This is a genomic window from Agrobacterium rubi TR3 = NBRC 13261 (genome assembly GCF_000739935.1).
GTDB classification, from domain to species: domain Bacteria; phylum Pseudomonadota; class Alphaproteobacteria; order Rhizobiales; family Rhizobiaceae; genus Agrobacterium; species Agrobacterium rubi.
The window spans coordinates 70192-88295 of the sequence record NZ_BBJU01000001.1; the positions used below are offsets into that span (position 1 = coordinate 70192).

Consider the following 18104-nt stretch of genomic DNA (forward strand, 5'->3'; position numbering starts at 1 on the left):
AGACTATCATCGTTGCCAAAATTGCTATGGTCCTATTTTAGCGATATATCAGGACAAAATCACTTATAATTTGCGGTAGAAAAGGCAATATGGATGGCAAAACCATCAGAAACAGGTGATCTGGATCACTTCGATATGAAGATATTGGAGGCGATGAGTGAGGATGGGCGCATGTCGATCCTGCAATTGTCCAAGCAGGTCGGCTTATCCAAGACGCCGTGCCAGACACGGCTGAAGCGTTTGGTGGATGAGGGCTATATTCTCGGCTTTCGTGCCATGCTCAACCCGGCCAAGATTGGGCTCGAGCACATCGCATTCACGGAAGTGAAACTTTCGGACACGAGGGAGAAAGCACTGGAGGATTTCAACACGGCCGTTCGCAAGATCAAGGAAGTGGAAGAGTGCCACATGATCGCGGGTGCCTTCGATTATCTGTTGAAGGTGCGCACCACAAACATCCGCAAATACAGGCAGGTTCTGGGAGAAAAAATCTCCAGCCTGCCCTGTGTGGCCAACACATCGACATTCGTCGTCATGCAGTCTGTGAAAGATGTCGGAATCTGAAACGGCGCAACCTTTCGGTCGCGCCGTTTGATTTTGATTTCAGACTTTAGCGGATGGCTGCGGCTGCGGTAACGGCTGCAACCTGAGCATCGGGTCCGAATTCGTTTTCGTCCTTGATGCCAAGAAGCTCCTGAAGACGCAGGCGGGCTCGGCTCACGCGGCTTTTGATCGTGCCAACAGGGCAACCGCAAATTTCCGCAGCTTCCTCATAGGCAAAACCCGAAGCACCGATCAAAAGAATGGCTTCGCGCTGATCTTCCGGCAACTTTGCAAGCGCTGTCTTGAAGTCCTGCAAATCCACGGAACCATGCTGCTCTGGCGGCACAGATAGGCGTGACGTGTAGACGCCATCCGTATCTTGAACTTCACGGCCCGACTTTCTGATCTGGCTGTAAAATTCATTTCGCAGGATTGTAACCAACCAGGCGCGCATGTTGGTGCCGGGTTGGTAGCTTTCCTGCTTTGCCCAAGCCTTCATGATCGTGTCTTGCACGAGGTCGTCGGCGCGGTCGCGGGATCTGATGAGAGAAATGGCAAATGCGCGGAGGTTTGGCAGTGCGGCCAGCATTTCGCGCTTGAAATTATATTCGTTCTTGCTCGTTTCCGTGACCATTAGCGCCTCGAAGCTTTTGCGTTGTTCTCAGCTTCGTCAAGCTTTTCAAGGAGGTCGAGAAATTTGTCGGGTATGCCCTCATCCTGAACTGCATCATACAATTCACGTAATTTCTTGGATATAACCGCGCGACCCGAATCGGGAACGTTGGGTGACGTCCCTCTGTCAGATGGATCCTGGTCCGATTGAAACATATTCATGATTTCCGGTATTCCTTTGGTGACACAGCTAACAATGCACAACTGAAAAAATAGTTCCATATACGCGGAACTTTTTTTGAAGTACCGCGTTTATTCGTTTAGGTTTGCGATGCAAGCCGCATGAGCCAGGGGAGAATTCCATGTCAGTTTCTACACGCATCGCACCGCATCTGCCTTACCTTCGCAGATTTGCCCGTGCCGTATGCGGTTCACAATCGACTGGCGATGCCTATGTTGCCGCCAGCCTGGAAGCACTCATCGCCGATGTCAGCATTTTTCCGCAGACCAGCAATGACCGTGTTTCACTTTACCAATTGTTTGTCTCGATCTTTAGTTCCGTTACGATCAACATCAAGAGCGACGAAAACCTCACCGGTTGGGAAAAGCGCGCATCGGCGAACCTGTCGGCCGTTCCAGCTGTGCCACGTCAGGCCTTCCTGTTGACGACGGTCGAGGAATTCTCCGTTCCAGAAGTTGCCGAAATTCTGCGCGTTCCAGAATCTCAGGTCAGCAAGCTGATCGATGAAGCTGCGTCCGAAATCGCCCGCCAGGTCGCAACCGACATCATGATCATCGAGGATGAGCCTCTGATTGCCATGGATATCGAGCAGATGGTGACCGACCTTGGCCACAATGTGACGGGTATCGCGCGCACCCATAAGGAAGCGCTTGAACTCTTCCATCGCACACAGCCAAAGATGATCCTTGCCGACATTCAGCTTGCAGACGGAAGTTCCGGTCTGGAAGCCATGAAGGAAATCCTTCAGATGACGACATTGCCGGTCATCTTCATCACGGCATTCCCAGAGCGCCTGTTGACGGGCGAACGCCCTGAGCCGACATTCCTGGTCACCAAGCCGTTCAATCCGGACATGGTCAAGGCCCTGATCAGCCAGGCTCTTTTCTTCAACGAAAGTTCCCGTGTCGCCGCATAATCATTAGCACGCATTTTTGAGAAGAATTTGGAACTCGGGTTCTTACCCGGCGTTGACGTTGGTATGTTCAAACGTAGCGACAACCATCGCTGTTCCCCGTTAGGAGATCGTATTGCATCGGCTGGCGTGGCATAATGGTGAGCGGGACGAGGGGGAGCTGCACGATTCGCTCGTGCTCGCCCTCTTGGACTCCGACGAGACGGTGATGCTGCAAGACCGCGATAAGGAGTATATCTTTATCGCCAATCTTCCCGATGTCTGGAATTTCCCCTCAAATTCGTCCGGTACGCCAACCGACCTGTCAATGTTCGGCCAGGACATTGCTGGTCGTCTGTCGGAACTGAAACGAGACCTGACGGCAGCTGGCAGCCGCGGCATGCTCGAAGTCACCGCCGGTAAGGACCGGGTGTTCCAGTTCCACGTCTATTCCACCGTCAACATGTCCGGCCAAAGGGTGTTGAAAACGACGATCAGAGAAATGACCGTCGAGCGGCGGCGTGAACAATTGCTGCGCTCCCTGTTGCGTGAAGTCAGTCACCGCTCCAAAAACCTGCTCGCCATCATCCAGAGCCTGTCAGCCCAGACGGCACGCTTTAGCTTTACCAAAGACGATTTTCTGCGCAAATTCCGGGGCAGGCTTCATGCGCTGGCGCAATCTCAGGATCTCATCACCGATTCCGATTGGCGTGGTGCCGAAATCTTCGACCTCTTGAAGCAGCAGTCGGACCTTTATCTACCGGAATACCCGCAGTTGATCAAAATGGTGGGTGAGAACCTTTTGCTGAACCCCAATGGCGCGCTCTACGTCGGTCTTGCGTTCCACGAACTCGTGGTCAATACAGTCAGCCATGGCGGCAACCTGTCACAGCATTCGCCGATCACGCTCGATTGTCGCAAGGACGGCGAGTTCTTCGAGGTGCGCTGGAGCGAGCCGCTGGGCGGATCGACCGTCATGCCGTCGTCTGTCGACGGCAGCAAACGCAGCAACTTTGGAAGTGTTGTGCTGGAAAAAGTTGTGCCTGCTGCGCTGGGCGGTGAAGCGAAGTACGGCGTCTCGACCGAGACCATAGACTATTTTCTGCGCTTCCCTGCACCTCTCCCCACCTGATCTCAATTTTTCGACATGCGTTGGCGCATAGCAGGGACGTTGCGTCTCTGTGCATTCTTGGAAGATGGAGTATCGAGGGAGTGGGAGGCACGTATCATCGGTGCATAAAACGAAAAAGCACGGCTCCTTAGAGCCGTGCTGTTCATTACAGGTTTTCAGGGGCAAAACCTGCGACGCCAAGCCTCAGGCGGGGACGGGGAGTGGCTTGGCTTGCTGGAATAACGAGACAGCCGATTGTTGGTTCCAACGGGCTTCAGCTTTTTTAATCGACAGGCGACGTGTCTTTGCGGGTTAGAAAATGGCGCACCGGCGCCGTCAATGTCCAGCGGAAGCCCGCATCGGTGTATTCTATTGAAATATTGGCCGAAAATGCCGTTTCCGCATGGCGCTTTATGATCGTGCTGCCAAAGCCCGTTGAGGTCGGTTCGATTGCCGGGGGACCACCGACCTCTTTCCAGTCGATCGTCAACAGATCGTGATCGTCCTTGCGACCTTGCGGGCGAGACCACGACAATTCCACAATCGCGCCCTTGGTGGACAGTGCGCCGTATTTCATCGAGTTGGTGGCGAGTTCGTGGAGGATGAGGCCGAAGTTCTGGGCTGCTTCCGGGGATAGCATGAAGTCGGGGCCGCTGATCTTGATCTGATCGATGACGCTGCCAAAGACCTGAATATGATTTTCGACCAGTTTGCGCATTGGCACACCTTGCCATTGCACCTCGGCCAAGGCGCCGATCGACATTGCCAAGCCACGCAGACGATAGTCGACGGCCTTCTGGAATTCCTCGACCGTCGTATTCTCACGCGCCAGCTGGCGCATCATGGCCTGCACCAGCGTCAGCAGGTTTTTGGAGCGATGGACGAGTTCCTGTAAAATGAGATGGGTCTGGTCTTCGGCCTGGCTGCGATCGAAGGACGCGTTGGATAATGCGACTGCGACGTGGTTGGCTTCTTTGATCTTGGTGTCGATTGGCGCGACGATTTTACCTTCGCCAATGCGCTGGGCCATCTCCACCAGCTCACGGATCGAGCCGCGCAGTTGCACGCCGACCAGATAGGCACCGGTGATGGCAATGATAACGAGCAGAAGGCTGCCGGCCATCATCTTGCGCCATGTGCTTGCAAGCGCCGACCTTGTGTTGTCTGCCGGACCCCAGATTACCGCCTTCCATGACCATCCGGGTAGTTGCGAGTAGGCGTGAATGACGCCGTCTTCATCTTCGAAGCTGCCGCTCAAGGCGCGCATCTGGTCGAGGGCCAGTGGCTGGGAAAAAACAGTTCCCGTGGCGACCTCATCGGGACGGCTGGAATTGACGACGCGGTTATCGCTGTCCAGAACGGCAATCGTCCATCCCGGCGGCAATCCGTCATCATTGATCAGCCCGCTCAGATCCCGGGCATTCTGTGTCATGATCAACACGTCGCCGGTTGCGCTCAGCGTGGAGGGCAGAGGGCGCATGACGTTGAAGACCCATTCCTTGCTGGTCTTGCCGTAGAAAATATCCGAAACGACAATCCGGGCGCCGGTGATGACGTCCTTCAGTCTCAGGTCGGCGGGAACGTTCCCCAACTGCTGATCGAAGGGCACGCGCGTGTTCAGCCGCTGTTTGCCATCTGCTTTCGCAACGATGACATAAAGCCCCTGTCGCTGGAGGCTCTCGCTCACCCGCTTGTGAAAAGCCGAGAGGTCGCCATTTTCAAGTTCTGGGAACTGTGCCAGGAGGTTGAGGGACGTCGCCATTTCCTGCAGACGACGATCGACATTGCGGCTGATGGCGCGTGCATCCTCGACGGCTTCTCGCTGAAGGTCGTCTCTTTCGTCCGCCTCCAGTTTCAGCATCAGATAAGCGACGAATATAATCAGGGGCAACGTGATTACCGCAGTCATAACAACGAGATAAACGCTGATCGGCGCAGTTGGGAAGAAATTCGCGAGGCGTTGTCTGAACTTGGTAATGAGTGCGTTTCGCATTGTCTCGCCGGGTTCGGCTGGAGCTGACATTCAAGTGGGCAAACCGTAGAATGTCGGAAGCGATTACGCCGTGCAATCCCAACTTATATTCAACGTCATCAGGTATTTTCGATATTTGATTCGTTCTAATATGCCTAAAACTTTGGCGGAACCAATCCCTTTTTGCCCCGTTTGCAATTCAACAGGCTCGCACAGAAAACGGACCTACCGTTCGGAGCCAGTTGAAAAATCGAGGATCAAGGAAAGGTATTACAATGAAAAAGACATTTGCGACACTCATCTCTGCGGCTCTGCTGGGCTCTACCGCATTCGCACCAATTGCAATGGCTCAGACCACGGCACCGGCTGCCCCAAGCGCAACATCGCCAGCGACGCCAGCCACACCGGCTATGCCAAGCACGACCTCGGCATCCGGCGGTGCCTATCTGACGGAGCAGGCCGCTACGCAGATCAGTGCAAACGATTACATCGGCAGCGCAGTCTACACATCGACAGATGAAAGCATCGGCAGCGTGACCAACCTCATTCTCGAGGAAAATGGCGGGATCGTCGCAGCCGTTGTCGGCGTGGGTGGTTTCCTGGGCATCGGCGCAAAGGATGTTGCCGTCCCAATGAGCAAGCTGACCGTGACGCGCGACGCTGCAAACGGGACCATCCGCTTGACGACGACGGAAACAGCCGAGACTTTGAAGGCTGCTCCAGAATTCGTCACGATGAAGGAAAAGAAGGCTGAAGAAGGTTCCGCAGCACCCGCTGCTACGCCGTCTGCCACCGGTGGCGCAACCACGACTGCGCCCAAGCCATAACATAGAGTTACCTGGGAGAGGAGCTACGAGAGCGTTCTCGTAGCGAAAACACCGGCCTTGTGGCCGGTGTTTTTTTACATTGATATAAGAATGTGCGTCGTGCCGAAGTCTTACATGCTGTCGTTGCGCGATGAGTGCCACCGCCATGCTGAGCGGATGATGTCGGTTAGCGTATATTGCGGCTCCCATCCCAGCACTTCGCGGGCCTTGTCGTTGTTGGCGACGAGCGTCGTCGAGTCGCCCTCACGACGGTCGGTATATTCAACCGGGAAGGGGCGGCCTGAGACCTCGGAGATCGTATCGAGCAGTTCCTTGACTGTCGTTCCGGTTCCGGTGCCTAGGTTGAGTTCGACGGTTTCACCACCATTCAGCAGATAATCGACGGCGCGCACATGGGCATCGGCCAGATCGAGGATGTGAATGTAGTCACGCACGCAGGTTCCATCACGTGTGTCGTAGTCGGTGCCGAACACCTTGAAACCTTGGCGACGTCCCAGCGCCGCTTCGATGGCCAGCGGTATGGCATGGGTTTCTGGCTTGTGCCACTCGCCGATGCGGCCTTCGAAGTCGGCGCCCGCCGCATTGAAATAGCGCAGCATCACGGATTTCAAATCCTTGTAGGTGCTGTAATCCTTCAGCGCCTGCTCGACCACCCATTTGGTGCGACCATAGGGATTGATGGGTGCTTGGCGGTGGGTTTCGTCCAGCGGCACGCGTTCCGGCAATCCATAGGTCGCGCAGGTCGAAGAAAAGACGAAAGCCTTCACGTCCGCGTCCATGGTGGCAGACAGCAAGGTCAGCGCGCCGGTGACGTTATTGTCGTAGAAGGCGACGGGATTTTTGACGGATTCACCAACCTCGATCAGGGCTGCGAAATGCAGGACGGCCTCGGGCTGGTGTTTTGCGAAGACCTCGTCGAGGCGAGCCTTGTCTCTGATATCGCCCTGCTCGAATGGTCCCCAGCGTACGAATTCTTCGTGGCCGTTGGAAAGATTGTCGAAGACGACAGGCTCATATCCGCGTTCAGCAAGCAGCAGGCAGGTGTGAGAACCGATATATCCGGCACCGCCGACAACAAGGACTTTTTTCCGCATCCAACATTCTCTCCGTTAAAAGACGTGTTGGCAAACTGCGTAACATTTTGTCGGCAGAAGGGCAGCGGAATTTATTGCAGGTGAAAAGGAAAAGCCGCCTTCTGGTTGAAGGCGGCTCTTGAAGTGCGTTATTTCTTCTTTAAAATCGTCGTTCGGGTCGCGACATAACCAATGGCGATGGCTGTAAGCAGTGTCACGAATGGTCTGGCCGCAAGAGCCCCACCAGCCAGCGATTGTGCCGCAAGCGGCGCTGCTGCCAGCGGTAGGAGTGGCCTTGTCGCATAGACGCGGGGCCTGCGCTTGATTGACAAGCTGACCAGCATGATGACACCGAGCAGAAATGCGACGCCCGCAATCACCAGTGCCGCCGGTCCGGCGCCGATTTCCTTGGCAAGGTAAATCGAACCACCGACGATCGCTGCGATGAAAGCGATCAGGAAGAATACGCCTGCCAGTGTCCACAAGATGATGGTGGACTTGATACGGCGTGTCACCAATTGGCCTTCCCGCTGGGTATCACCGAGATAAAGCAGCAGCGTTTGAAGCATGTGCCTGCCTTACTTGCGGGTGACGAGCGCGATAAGGAAGCCTGCAGCAACAGCGATGCCGAGAGACTGAAGCGGGTTCTTCTGAACCTGATAGGTCAGATTGTCGTTGAGCGACTGGATTTCGTTGCGCACTGTCGCAACGGTTTCTTCACCGGCGGCCATCGCGTCGTCTGCTGCGCGCGAAGCACGGGCCTTGACTTCGTGCGATACACCAGCGCCGAGCGCCTTGACGCTACCGGCCAGATTGGCCAAGTCTTCGCGCAACTGTGCCAGCTGTGCGGATACTTCGGCAGCATCACCGCCTTCAAGAGTTTCGCGGACCTTGTCTTCTACGTTGCGAACCGTCGCCATGATGTTTCCTTTGCTTGACATGATTGAGAACGCCGTACCCACGGCTCACACTTGGACCGAAAACGTGTCCGCCGTGGTTTTGTTCCTTCAATGAGCGCGATGAGATATAAAAAACAGAGTGATTGCAGAATCTCGTCCGCGGGTTTGTTTTCCTGTCACAAGCATCATATAAGGCCCCTCTCAAGACGTGACCTTACCTAACCTCGATAAGATGTGACTGACAGATGCTGCAAACGCCATACTACCTGATCGATAAAACCAAGCTTCTTCGCAACATGGAGAAGATTGCCTATGTGCGCGAGAAATCCGGCGCCAAGGCATTGTTGGCGCTCAAGTGTTTCGCGACGTGGTCCGTTTTCGATTTCATGTCGCAATATATGGATGGCACGACATCGTCCTCGCTCTATGAAGTGCGTCTGGGTCGCGAGAAATTCGGCGGCGAAACGCACGCCTATAGCGTGGCCTATGCCGATTACGAGATCGATGAGGTCATCGCCAACGCCGACAAGATCATCTTCAACTCCATCGGTCAGCTGGAACGCTTTGCCGATAAGGCATCCGGCATCACGCGGGGTCTGCGTCTCAACCCGCAGGTCTCCTCCTCCACCTTCGATATCGCCGATCCGGCACGGCCCTTCAGCCGTCTGGGCGAATGGGATGTGTCCAAGGTCGAAAAGGTCATGGACCGTATCTCCGGCTTCATGATCCACAACAACTGCGAAAATGGCGATTTCGATCTGTTCGACCGCATGTTGTCGCAGATCGAGGAGAAATTCGGCACGCTTCTGGCGCGGGTGGAATGGGTAAGCCTTGGCGGCGGCATCCACTTTACCGGTGACAATTACCCTGTTGACCGCTTCTGCGATCGTCTCAAGCAATTCTCTGAAAAATACGGCGTTCAGGTCTATCTGGAGCCCGGCGAGGCTTCGATCACCAAGAGCACGACCTTGGAAACAACGGTTCTTGATACGCTGTTCAACGGCAAGAACCTCGCCATCGTGGACAGCTCGATCGAAGCGCACTTGCTGGATTTGCTGATCTACCGCGAAACGGCCAAGGTCTCCCCCAACGAGGGTGACCACGCTTACATGGTCTGTGGCAAGTCTTGCCTTGCAGGCGATGTGTTCGGCGAATTTCGTTTTGAAAACGAATTGAAGGTGGGCGACCGCGTGTCGTTTCAGGACACGGCCGGTTACACCATGGTCAAGAAAAACTGGTTCAATGGCGTCAAAATGCCGACCATTGCCATCAAGGAACTGGACGGGTCTATCCGCGCCGTCCGTGAATTCGACTTCGCTGATTTCCAGCAAAGCCTGTCTTAACATCAAACCAAGCTCATCCCTGCGGGGATAAAGGGGGCATCACCTGAAATGAAGAAGAACGTTCTCATCATCGGCGCCGGTGGCGTAGCACAGGTCGTGGCGCATAAGTGCGCCCAGAACAGCGATGTATTGGGAGACATTCATATTGCGTCGCGAACTTTGGAAAAGTGCCGCAAGATTGTCGAGTCCGTACGCGAAAAGAAGAGCCTCAAGACAAACGTAAAGCTTGAAGCCCATGCGCTTGACGCGATGGATATCGAGGCGACGAAGGCCTTGATCATGAAAACCGGCGTGCAGATCGTCATCAATGTCGGTTCTGCCTTCGTCAACATGTCCGTTCTTCGTGCCTGCATGGACACGGGCGTTGCCTATATGGATACAGCGATCCATGAGGACCCAACCAAGATCTGCGAAAATCCGCCTTGGTATGGAAACTACGAGTGGCAGCGCGCCGCCGAATGCAAGGAAAAGGGCGTCACCGCCATTCTCGGCGTCGGCTTCGATCCGGGCGTGGTCAACGCCTATGCGCGTCTGGCCAAGGATGAGTATTTCGACAAGGTCACCTCGGTTGATATCGTCGATATCAATGCCGGTAGCCACGGTCGCTGGTTCTCGACCAATTTCGATCCAGAGATCAACTTCCGCGAATTCACCGGCGTCGTGTACTCCTGGCAGAACAACCAGTGGCAGACCAACCAGATGTTCGAAGTCGGTCAGGAATTCGATCTGCCCGTCGTCGGCAAGCAGAAGGCCTATATGACCGGCCACGACGAAGTGCATTCTCTGTCCAAGAACATGGACGGTGCCGATGTGCGTTTCTGGATGGGCTTTGGCGATCACTACATCAACGTCTTCACCGTGTTGAAAAACCTCGGACTTCTCTCCGAAAAGCCGGTCAAGACGGCTGAAGGTCTGGAAGTCGTGCCGCTCAAGGTCGTGAAGGCCGTGCTGCCCGATCCATCGTCGTTGGCCCCCGATTACGTCGGCAAGACCTGCATCGGCGATGTCGTCAAGGGCATCAAGGACGGCAAGGAAACCGAAGTCTTCATTTACAACGTGGCGGACCACAAGGACGCCTACAATGAAGTCGGCTCACAGGGCATTTCCTACACCGCTGGCGTTCCACCGGTTGCCGCCGCCATGCTGATTGCGACGGGCGAATGGGATGTGAAGCAGATGGCCAATGTGGAAGAACTTCCACCGCAGCCGTTCCTGAACATCCTTAACCGCATCGGCTTGCCAAGCCGCATCAAGGACGAGAACGGCGACCGCGCCTTGACGTTCTGATCGCGTGGAAACAGACAATAAAAAGCCCCGCTTGCGGGGCTTTTTTGTTGGCTTGTGTCACTTAGAAGGAAGTTTACTTCGTGGCAGACTTGCGAGGTTTTGCCTTCGGCTTGGCAGCTTCAGCAGCAAGAGCAAGTTTCACATCGGCCTTTTTGCGATGTGCGGGCTTTGTGGCCTTGGAGTTTTGCAGCAGAGCATATTCCTGCTTGGCCTGCTCCCAATGTTCGGCATCACGGCCATGCTGGCGCCCATCTTTTTCCCACAAAGTGTAGGCGCGTTTGCTAATCCAATCATTTTCTGAAACCGGCATCTCTATCTCCCGTTAGAATATCATCAGCCATGGGATGGCTGTCCGTATGCGCCGGCTGCAACGCTGGACAGGAATAGCGCGCCGGTATTTCACCACATTATTACATGCCATGATTCGCAGGGGCGTCAAGTTAATTTGCTGCGCTGCAAGAACCTTGGTATTCCCGTTTATCGAGCAATTTCAACGCTCAATTGCTCCTGTCGTTGCATGGCAAACGATAAATGTTGCGTGAAGTTCCCCAGACCGTCACACTGCTGTTGCAGCGCATTGTTTGTGGAGGAGGCATGATGCAGCAGGGCTCGCCAACAGATGAGATCATCGTCGAAAAACGGGGCAATGCCGGTCTGATCCGTCTCAACAGGCCCAAGGCCATCAACAGTCTAAATCAGGCGATGGTATCCGGCATGAAGGCGGGGCTGGATGCTTTTGCGCGCGACCCCGACATCACCTGCGTCATTCTTTCCGGTGAAGGCGAACGTGGACTGTGCGCTGGCGGAGACGTGCGCGAAATCCATGCGGCAAAGGCGGCGAGCGAGACTGATCGCACCCGGTTCTGGCGCGAAGAGTTTCCGCTGAACTACACGATTTCCCATTATCCGAAGCCCTATATCGCTCTGATGGACGGCATCGTCATGGGCGGTGGCGTCGGCGTTTCGGCTCATGGTCGCTATCGCATCGTGACTGAGCGCACCCGGCTTGCCATGCCGGAAACGGCCATCGGCTATTTCCCGGATGTCGGCGCTTCCTGGCTACTGTCCAAGGCACCAGGTGAGGTGGGGACATGGCTGGGCCTGACGGGTCGTGAAATCGGCGCAGCCGACGCGATCTATGCCGGCCTTGCCGATGATCACGTCGCCGCCGACCGCCTTGGCGATTTGGTGCATGTGTTGGCGGACGTATCGTTTGCGGCGGATGTCGGTGCCGTGATCGAAGGTTTTTCCAGTAAGCCTGCGGTGGATGGTTTTCTCGCCAGCCATCAAAAGGAAATCGATGCTGCCTTTGGCTTCGATACGATGGAAGACATTATTGAAGCGCTCGCATCGACCGAGAGCGATTTTGCAAGGGAAACGCTGGCGACATTGCAATTGCGCTCGCCAACCAGCCTCAAGCTGACCTTGCAGCTGTTGCGTTTGGGACGGATGAGCTCGGGTCTTGTGGAATGCCTGGAGCGCGAGTTTGCCGCGGGCTGCGAAGTGCTGCGCAACCCCGATTTTTACGAAGGCGTGCGCGCAGCGCTCATCGACAAGGATCGCAACCCGAAATGGCGTCCCGACACGTTGGCGCAGGTGAGCGATGAGGATATTGATCGGTATTTTGTTTCCGCAAATCCACCACTCTTTGCCGATCATCGCCTGTGAGTTTTGCCGAGCGCAACTTATGTTCGATCGGGACTGGATGCGCAGCAAAACATTCTAAGATCGACTTGCGATGAGGAGGACAATTCCTCGCGCCGTCAGGACCGCTTCCCTATCTTGCCGGTACAATTTTGTGCTGTGGGGAATTCCATGAAACGGATCATGCTTATCGGTGCTGCTGTCGCAGCGCTTCTGTCGACCTCTGCCTTTGCACAGGAGCCGAAAACGCTTCTCAACGCATCTTATGATGTGGCGCGCGAAGTGTTTGCTGCCGAAAACGAAGCCTTCATCAAGGCTCATCCCGGCGTCACCATCGACCAGTCGCATGCGGGCACCTCCAAGCAGGCGCGCGCCATCGTGGAAGGTCTGGAAGCCGATGTCGTGACCTTCAATCAGGTCACCGATATCGATTTTCTCGTGAAGCAGGGCTTCGTTTCAGCCGATTGGAAGAAGAGTTTCGCCAACGATGCGTCGCCCTTCTATTCCTTCCCGTCCTTCCTCGTTCGGGCCGGTAACCCCAAGAATATTAAGGACTGGGACGATCTTGTCAGGGATGATGTGAAGCTGGTTTTCCCGAACCCGAAGACATCTGGCAACGCCCGTTACACCTATCTGGCCGCGACCGCCTTCGCCAAGGAAAAGTTCAACAACGACGACGCCAAGGTTCAGGAGTTCATCAAGAAGGTGTTCGCCAACACGCCCGTCTTCGATACCGGAGGCCGCGCAGCAACGACCACCTTTGTCGAGCGCGAAGTCGGCGACGTGCTGATCACCTTCGAGGCTGAAACACGCGGCATCGCCAAGCAATATGGTACCGACAAGTTTGAGAGCGTCGTTCCCTCCGTCAGCCTGCTTTCCGAATTTCCGGTCGCCGTCGTCGACAAGGTCGTGGACAAACGCGGCTCCCGCGATCTGGCGAAGTCCTATCTCGATTTCCTTTATACCGAGGAAGGCCAGCGCATCGCCGCACAGTTCGGTCACCGCGTCCACGATCAAAAGGTCACGGCCGAGTTCAAGGATCAGTTCCCGGATATCCGCCTGGTCAACGTCAACGATGTCTTCGGTGGCTGGGATAAAATCCAGAAAGAACACTTCGCGTCAGGGGCCGTGCTTGATACGCTTTACGGCAACCGTTAATCGCTGACTGGTTGAGAGAACATCGACCCGGCTGGGCCTCCCGCCGGGTCGCTTTGGCATGATAGGGGACGGGTTTGAGACGCAATGTTTTGCCGGGGCTGCGATTGTCGCTCGGCGTCACTCTGCTGTATGTCGGCATCATCGTCGTCCTGCCGCTGGCCGCACTCGTCTTCAAGGCGGCGAGTCTCGGCCCTGCCGAATACTGGGCCATCGTGTCGTCGCCACGTGCCGTTGCCAGCTACCGCGTGACTGTGCTCTGTGCGCTGGTGGCCACCGTTTTCAATGTCATGTTCGGCCTTTCGCTGGCCTGGGTGCTGACCCGCTATCGCTTCCCCGGGTGGCGTCTGGTCGATGCCATCGTGGACCTTCCCTTCGCGCTGCCCACGGCGGTCGCCGGTATTGCGCTGACGGCGCTGTTCGCGGGCAATGGCTGGTTCGGCTCCGTCCTTGCGTATGCCGGTATCAAGGTCGCCTATACGCCGCTCGGCATCATCGTCGCCATGGCGTTTACGAGCCTGCCCTTCATCGTGCGCACGGTGCAGCCGGTGCTGGAAGACCTCGATCCGGCGCTGGAAGAGGCTGCGCAGTCTCTCGGTGGCTCCGATTTCGAAATCTTCCGCAAGGTCATCCTGCCGCTGCTGACACCTGCCATTCTTGCCGGTATTTCTTTGTCTTTCGCCCGCAGTCTGGGAGAGTTCGGCGCGATCATCTTCATCGCGGGCAACCAGCCGTTTTCCACTGAAATCACCTCGCTTCTCGTCTTCATCCGGCTGGAGGAATATGATTATCAGGCCGCAGCCGCCATCGCCTCGGTGCTGTTGATCACCGCTTTCGTCATGCTGGCCGTCACCAATTTTCTGCAAACTCGCGCCTTGCGCTATACGGTGAGGAGTTGAGGAGATGAGTGCTCATTCCGCCCGCCGCAAGCCGCCCCGCGTGGGTGACGCGCCCTTCGTGCGCCGTTCGCTCATCGCGTTCGTTCTGATCATTGGTGCGCTTCTCGTCGTCGCGCCCTTGCTCATCATCGGCGTCGAGGCCTTCTCGCAGGGCGTCAAGGTTTTCACCGCCACCATCGGCCATCCCGATACCCGCCACGCCATCTTGCTGACGGTGATCACGGCCTTGATCTCCGTGCCCGTCAACACCGCGTTCGGTATCGCGGCGGCATGGTCCATCACCAAGTTCGATTTTTGGGGCAGACGGTTTCTGCTGGTCATCATCGAGATTCCCTTCTCCATCTCGCCCATCGTTGCCGGTGTTGCCTATCTCTTCGTTTACGGCTTGCAAGGGCTCCTTGGCCCGTTCTTCGCGGCCTATGACATCAAGGTGCTCTTCGCGCTTCCCGGCATCGTGCTGGCCTCCATGTTCGTCACCGCACCCTTCGTGGCGCGCGAATTGATCCCGCTGATGCAGGCACAGGGGCGTGATCTGGAAGAGGCCGCGACCTCGCTAGGAGCATCCGGCTGGCGCACCTTCTTCTCTGTCACGCTGCCCAATATCAAATGGGCGCTGCTCTATGGCGTCGTGCTGTGCAATGCGCGCGTGATGGGTGAATTCGGTGCGGTGTCGGTGGTCTCGGGCAATATTCGGGGCCAGACCAACACGCTGCCTTTGCATATCGAACTGCTCTACCATGATTATCAGGCCGCAGGCGCGTTTGCCTCGGCGTCCATTCTTGCGGCTCTCGCCGTCGTCACCATCATTGCCAAGGTCGCGCTGGAAAAGCGCGGGGCAGGGCGTGGCGCTAAGAAAACCGCTGCCGCACCGGAGACAAGCGCATGAAAATCCGCCTCGAAAACGTGGTGAAAACCTTCGACACCTTTCGTGCCGTGCGCGATGTCTCGCTGGATATCGAAAGCGGGGAACTGCTGGCACTGCTCGGTCCCTCAGGCTCCGGCAAGACGACGATCCTGCGCATGGTTGCCGGGCTCGAATATACCGATGGCGGCCACATCTATTTCGGGGATGAAGACGCCACGAATATTCCGGTCCGCGACCGTGGCGTCGGCTTCGTCTTCCAGCACTACGCGCTCTTCCCGCATATGACGCTGCATGAAAACATCGCTTTCGGCATGAAAGTCTCCAAGGTCAAGCGCGACAAGGCGGCCATCGATGCGCGGGTGGAAGAGCTGCTGCGGCTGGTGAAGCTCGATGGGCTGGGCGAACGTTTCCCCGCACAAATCTCCGGTGGTCAGCGGCAGCGCGTGGCGCTTGCCCGTGCGTTGTCCGTCGATCCCAAGGTGCTGCTGCTGGACGAACCCTTCGGTGCGCTCGACGCCAATGTCCGACGCGACTTGCGCCGCTGGCTGCGCGAAATCCATACCGAACTCGGCATCACCACCATTTTCGTGACGCATGATCAGGAAGAAGCACTCGATCTCGCCGACCGCGTCGTCATTCTCAATCAGGGCGAAATTATCCAGCAGGGCACACCTAAAGACGTCTGCCGCCAGCCGAATTCTTCTTTCGTCATGCGTTTCCTCGGGGATGCGAACCGCATTTCCGGCACAGCCCGCTCCGGCAAGATTTTCGTCGGAAAAGCCGAAGTCCCCTTTGCCTATGGTCAAGCCGATGGCCCCGTCGATATCTACGCCCGCCCCAATGATCTGGAATGGGAAGACCTTCATGATGGCATTCCGGCGCAGGTCACCCGCGTGCTGGACCGCGCAGGCGACCGCCGCGTCATTGCCTCCACCACGGAAGGCGACCTGCTGGAATTCGACGTGCCACCCGAAACGGCGGTAGAAGCCGGAGACCACGGTCACATCGTCATCCGCCGCGCGAAGATTTTCCCGGCGGAGAGGGCTTGACCGGAAATATTCTAGCTTAATCCACCGGGGCTATCCCCGATATCAAAAAGCCCGGCGTCTCCGCCGGGCTTTACTGTATTCTTGATCAGCTCATCTGGCTGATGAAGCGGGTTTCGAGATAGGCTTCGACCGCTTCCGAACCACCTTCCGTGCCGTAGCCGGAGTCCTTGATGCCGCCGAACGGGACTTCAGGGATGGCGAGGCCGTTGTGGTTGACGGTCAGCATGCCTGCTTCGACGCGCTGGCTGAGGGCATGGGCAGTTTTGACCGAGCCTGTGAAGGCATAGGATGCAAGGCCGAAGGGCAGGCGGTTTGCTTCTTCCAAAGCTTCATCCAGCGTGGAGAAGCGGTTGACGATGGCGACGGGGCCGAAGGGCTCTTCGTTCATCATCTTGGCAGATGTCGGAACGTCGGTCAGCACGGTGGGCTCGAAGAAGTTGCCCTTGTTGCCGATGCGCTTGCCGCCGGTTTTCAAAACGGCACCCTTCGATACGGCGTCCTGGATCATCTCTTCCATGGCCGGGATGCGGCGTTCGTTGGCCAGCGGGCCCATGGTCGTATCTGCATCCAGACCGTTGCCGACCTTGACGCTCTCGGCATATTTCACGATGCCATCGATGAACTTGTCGGCAATGCTGTCCTGAATGAGGAAGCGGGTCGGGGCGACGCAAACCTGACCGGCGTTGCGGAACTTGGCAGTGGCGGAAACCTCGATGGCCTTGGCCAGATCGGCATCGTCGAAAACCAGAACAGGAGCATGACCGCCCAGTTCCATGGTCGCGCGCTTCATGTGCTTGCCAGCCAGCGCGGCCAGATGCTTGCCGACAGGCGTGGAGCCCGTGAACGAAATCTTGCGGATGACCGGATGCGGAATGAGGTATTCGGAGATTTCCGAGGGTACGCCGTAAACGAGGTTGACGACACCAGCCGGAACGCCTGCATCCACGAAGGCGCGGATGAGTTCGGCAGGCGAAGCCGGTGTTTCCTCAGGTGCCTTGACGATGATGGAGCAACCGGTTGCCACAGCGGCAGACAGCTTGCGCACGACCTGGTTGATCGGGAAGTTCCATGGCGTGAAGGCGGCCACGGGGCCGACCGGGAACTTGATGGCAAGGTTGGAAACGCCACCGAAGCGGGCAGGGATGACCTGACCATAAGTGCGGCGGGCTTCTTCGGCAAACCAGTCGATCGTGTCGGCAGCGTTGATGATTTCCATCTTGGACTGCGCCAGCGGCTTGCCCTGTTCACGCGTCATCAGCCATGCGATGTAGTCGATGCGCTGGCGCACGAGATCGGCAGCCTTGCGCATAATCTTGGAACGCTCGAATGCGGAGGTCTCACGCCAGACCTTGAAGCCCTTGTCGGCAGCGTCGAGCGCCAGATCCAGATCGGCTTTTTCGGCGTGGGCAATTGTGCCCAGCGTTTCGTCGGTCGCCGGGTCGAGAACCTCGATGGTCTTGCCGGACAGGGCATCGCGCCATTCGCCGTTGATGAGAAGCTTGATGTCGGGATAGCTGTGCATGTGAAATACCTTCGTGACTTGACCGACCGGCACGGTGCCGATGCTGTGGCGTTGACTTGCGGTCTCGGAATTTACCGGCGCTGCATGACATGTCTTCCGTTGCGGGACAATCGAAGGCAGCGAGACCGGATATGGCAAATGGACCTGCCAGAGACGATGATGACATCTCT

At 56.6% G+C, this 18104-nt stretch carries 19 protein-coding genes; 11 read left to right on the forward strand and 8 right to left on the reverse strand.

Annotation, left to right across the window (positions count from 1 at the left end; all coding sequences use genetic code 11):
* Positions 1 to 93 precede the first annotated feature (93 nt).
* Complete coding sequence (locus RRU01S_RS00305; protein ID WP_045228240.1) at positions 94 to 564, forward strand: Lrp/AsnC family transcriptional regulator; 471 nt, start codon at positions 94 to 96, stop codon at positions 562 to 564.
* A 46-nt stretch (positions 565 to 610) separates the two neighbouring features.
* On the opposite strand, the gene RRU01S_RS00310 is transcribed toward RRU01S_RS00305, so the two are convergent.
* Both RRU01S_RS00310 and RRU01S_RS00315 read right to left on the reverse strand, forming a co-directional pair.
* Entirely contained in the window at positions 611 to 1177 is a 567-nt protein-coding gene (locus RRU01S_RS00310; RefSeq protein ID WP_045228241.1) for a sigma-70 family RNA polymerase sigma factor, read from the reverse strand.
* Entirely contained in the window at positions 1177 to 1377 is a 201-nt protein-coding gene (locus RRU01S_RS00315; protein WP_045228288.1) for a NepR family anti-sigma factor, read from the reverse strand. The genes RRU01S_RS00310 and RRU01S_RS00315 overlap by 1 nt, the downstream gene beginning before the upstream one ends.
* Before the next feature lie 140 nt (positions 1378 to 1517).
* Here RRU01S_RS00315 and RRU01S_RS00320 point away from each other — a divergent pair, with 140 nt between their 5' ends.
* Together RRU01S_RS00320 and RRU01S_RS00325 are read left to right on the forward strand one after the other, a co-directional pair.
* Positions 1518 to 2312, forward strand: coding sequence for a response regulator (locus RRU01S_RS00320; RefSeq protein ID WP_045228242.1), 795 nt, complete (start codon positions 1518 to 1520; stop codon positions 2310 to 2312).
* Positions 2313 to 2424: 112 nt separating this feature from the next.
* The gene (locus RRU01S_RS00325) at positions 2425 to 3420 is read left to right on the forward strand and encodes a sensor histidine kinase (RefSeq protein ID WP_234936011.1); all 996 of its coding nucleotides are present in this window, start codon (positions 2425 to 2427) and stop codon (positions 3418 to 3420) included.
* 262 nt (positions 3421 to 3682) lie between these two features.
* Here the strand turns inward: RRU01S_RS00325 and RRU01S_RS00330 are convergent, their stop codons facing one another.
* The gene (locus tag RRU01S_RS00330) at positions 3683 to 5422 is read right to left on the reverse strand and encodes a sensor histidine kinase (RefSeq protein ID WP_045228244.1); all 1740 of its coding nucleotides are present in this window, start codon (positions 5420 to 5422) and stop codon (positions 3683 to 3685) included.
* Positions 5423 to 5646: 224 nt separating this feature from the next.
* On the opposite strand from RRU01S_RS00330, the gene RRU01S_RS00335 reads away from it, so the two are divergent.
* On the forward strand, positions 5647 to 6198 hold the full coding sequence (locus tag RRU01S_RS00335; RefSeq protein WP_045228245.1) for a PRC-barrel domain-containing protein: 552 nt from the start codon (positions 5647 to 5649) through the stop codon (positions 6196 to 6198).
* 110 nt (positions 6199 to 6308) lie between these two features.
* On the opposite strand, the gene galE is transcribed toward RRU01S_RS00335, so the two are convergent.
* The 3 genes from galE to RRU01S_RS00350 all read right to left on the reverse strand — a co-directional run bounded on the left by galE (position 6309) and on the right by RRU01S_RS00350 (position 8191).
* Complete coding sequence (gene galE, locus RRU01S_RS00340; RefSeq protein ID WP_045228246.1) at positions 6309 to 7292, reverse strand: UDP-glucose 4-epimerase GalE; 984 nt, start codon at positions 7290 to 7292, stop codon at positions 6309 to 6311.
* A gap of 128 nt (positions 7293 to 7420) precedes the next feature.
* Positions 7421 to 7840 (reverse strand): hypothetical protein, encoded by a 420-nt coding sequence (locus RRU01S_RS00345; RefSeq protein ID WP_045228247.1) that lies wholly within the window; start codon positions 7838 to 7840, stop codon positions 7421 to 7423.
* A gap of 9 nt (positions 7841 to 7849) precedes the next feature.
* Positions 7850 to 8191, reverse strand: coding sequence for a DNA-binding protein (locus tag RRU01S_RS00350; RefSeq protein ID WP_045228289.1), 342 nt, complete (start codon positions 8189 to 8191; stop codon positions 7850 to 7852).
* A 224-nt stretch (positions 8192 to 8415) separates the two neighbouring features.
* Here RRU01S_RS00350 and nspC point away from each other — a divergent pair, with 224 nt between their 5' ends.
* Positions 8416 to 9513 carry a carboxynorspermidine decarboxylase gene (gene nspC / locus RRU01S_RS00355; RefSeq protein WP_045228248.1) on the forward strand — a complete coding sequence of 366 codons (1098 nt, stop codon included), beginning with the start codon at positions 8416 to 8418 and terminating at the stop codon, positions 9511 to 9513.
* 48 nt (positions 9514 to 9561) lie between these two features.
* Positions 9562 to 10800, forward strand: coding sequence for a saccharopine dehydrogenase family protein (locus RRU01S_RS00360; RefSeq protein ID WP_045228249.1), 1239 nt, complete (start codon positions 9562 to 9564; stop codon positions 10798 to 10800).
* A gap of 73 nt (positions 10801 to 10873) precedes the next feature.
* Here RRU01S_RS00360 and RRU01S_RS00365 read toward each other — a convergent pair whose 3' ends face one another.
* Complete coding sequence (locus RRU01S_RS00365; protein WP_045228250.1) at positions 10874 to 11110, reverse strand: DUF2934 domain-containing protein; 237 nt, start codon at positions 11108 to 11110, stop codon at positions 10874 to 10876.
* Between the two features lie 287 nt (positions 11111 to 11397).
* Between RRU01S_RS00365 and RRU01S_RS00370 the strand changes: the two genes are divergently transcribed.
* From RRU01S_RS00370 to RRU01S_RS00390, 5 genes are all read left to right on the forward strand, one after another.
* Complete coding sequence (locus tag RRU01S_RS00370) at positions 11398 to 12468, forward strand: enoyl-CoA hydratase/isomerase family protein (RefSeq protein WP_045228290.1); 1071 nt, start codon at positions 11398 to 11400, stop codon at positions 12466 to 12468.
* A gap of 147 nt (positions 12469 to 12615) precedes the next feature.
* On the forward strand, positions 12616 to 13602 hold the full coding sequence (cysP, locus tag RRU01S_RS00375) for a thiosulfate ABC transporter substrate-binding protein CysP (protein WP_045228251.1): 987 nt from the start codon (positions 12616 to 12618) through the stop codon (positions 13600 to 13602).
* 74 nt (positions 13603 to 13676) lie between these two features.
* The gene (cysT, locus tag RRU01S_RS00380) at positions 13677 to 14498 is read left to right on the forward strand and encodes a sulfate ABC transporter permease subunit CysT (protein WP_045228252.1); all 822 of its coding nucleotides are present in this window, start codon (positions 13677 to 13679) and stop codon (positions 14496 to 14498) included.
* Positions 14499 to 14502: 4 nt separating this feature from the next.
* Complete coding sequence (gene cysW, locus RRU01S_RS00385; protein WP_045228253.1) at positions 14503 to 15384, forward strand: sulfate ABC transporter permease subunit CysW; 882 nt, start codon at positions 14503 to 14505, stop codon at positions 15382 to 15384.
* Positions 15381 to 16412, forward strand: coding sequence for a sulfate/molybdate ABC transporter ATP-binding protein (locus RRU01S_RS00390; RefSeq protein WP_045228254.1), 1032 nt, complete (start codon positions 15381 to 15383; stop codon positions 16410 to 16412). The genes cysW and RRU01S_RS00390 overlap by 4 nt, the downstream gene beginning before the upstream one ends.
* Positions 16413 to 16497: 85 nt before the next feature.
* Here the strand turns inward: RRU01S_RS00390 and RRU01S_RS00395 are convergent, their stop codons facing one another.
* Positions 16498 to 17934: an NAD-dependent succinate-semialdehyde dehydrogenase gene (locus RRU01S_RS00395; RefSeq protein ID WP_045228255.1), complete on the reverse strand. Its 1437-nt coding sequence runs from the start codon at positions 17932 to 17934 to the stop codon at positions 16498 to 16500.
* Positions 17935 to 18104 lie beyond the last annotated feature (170 nt).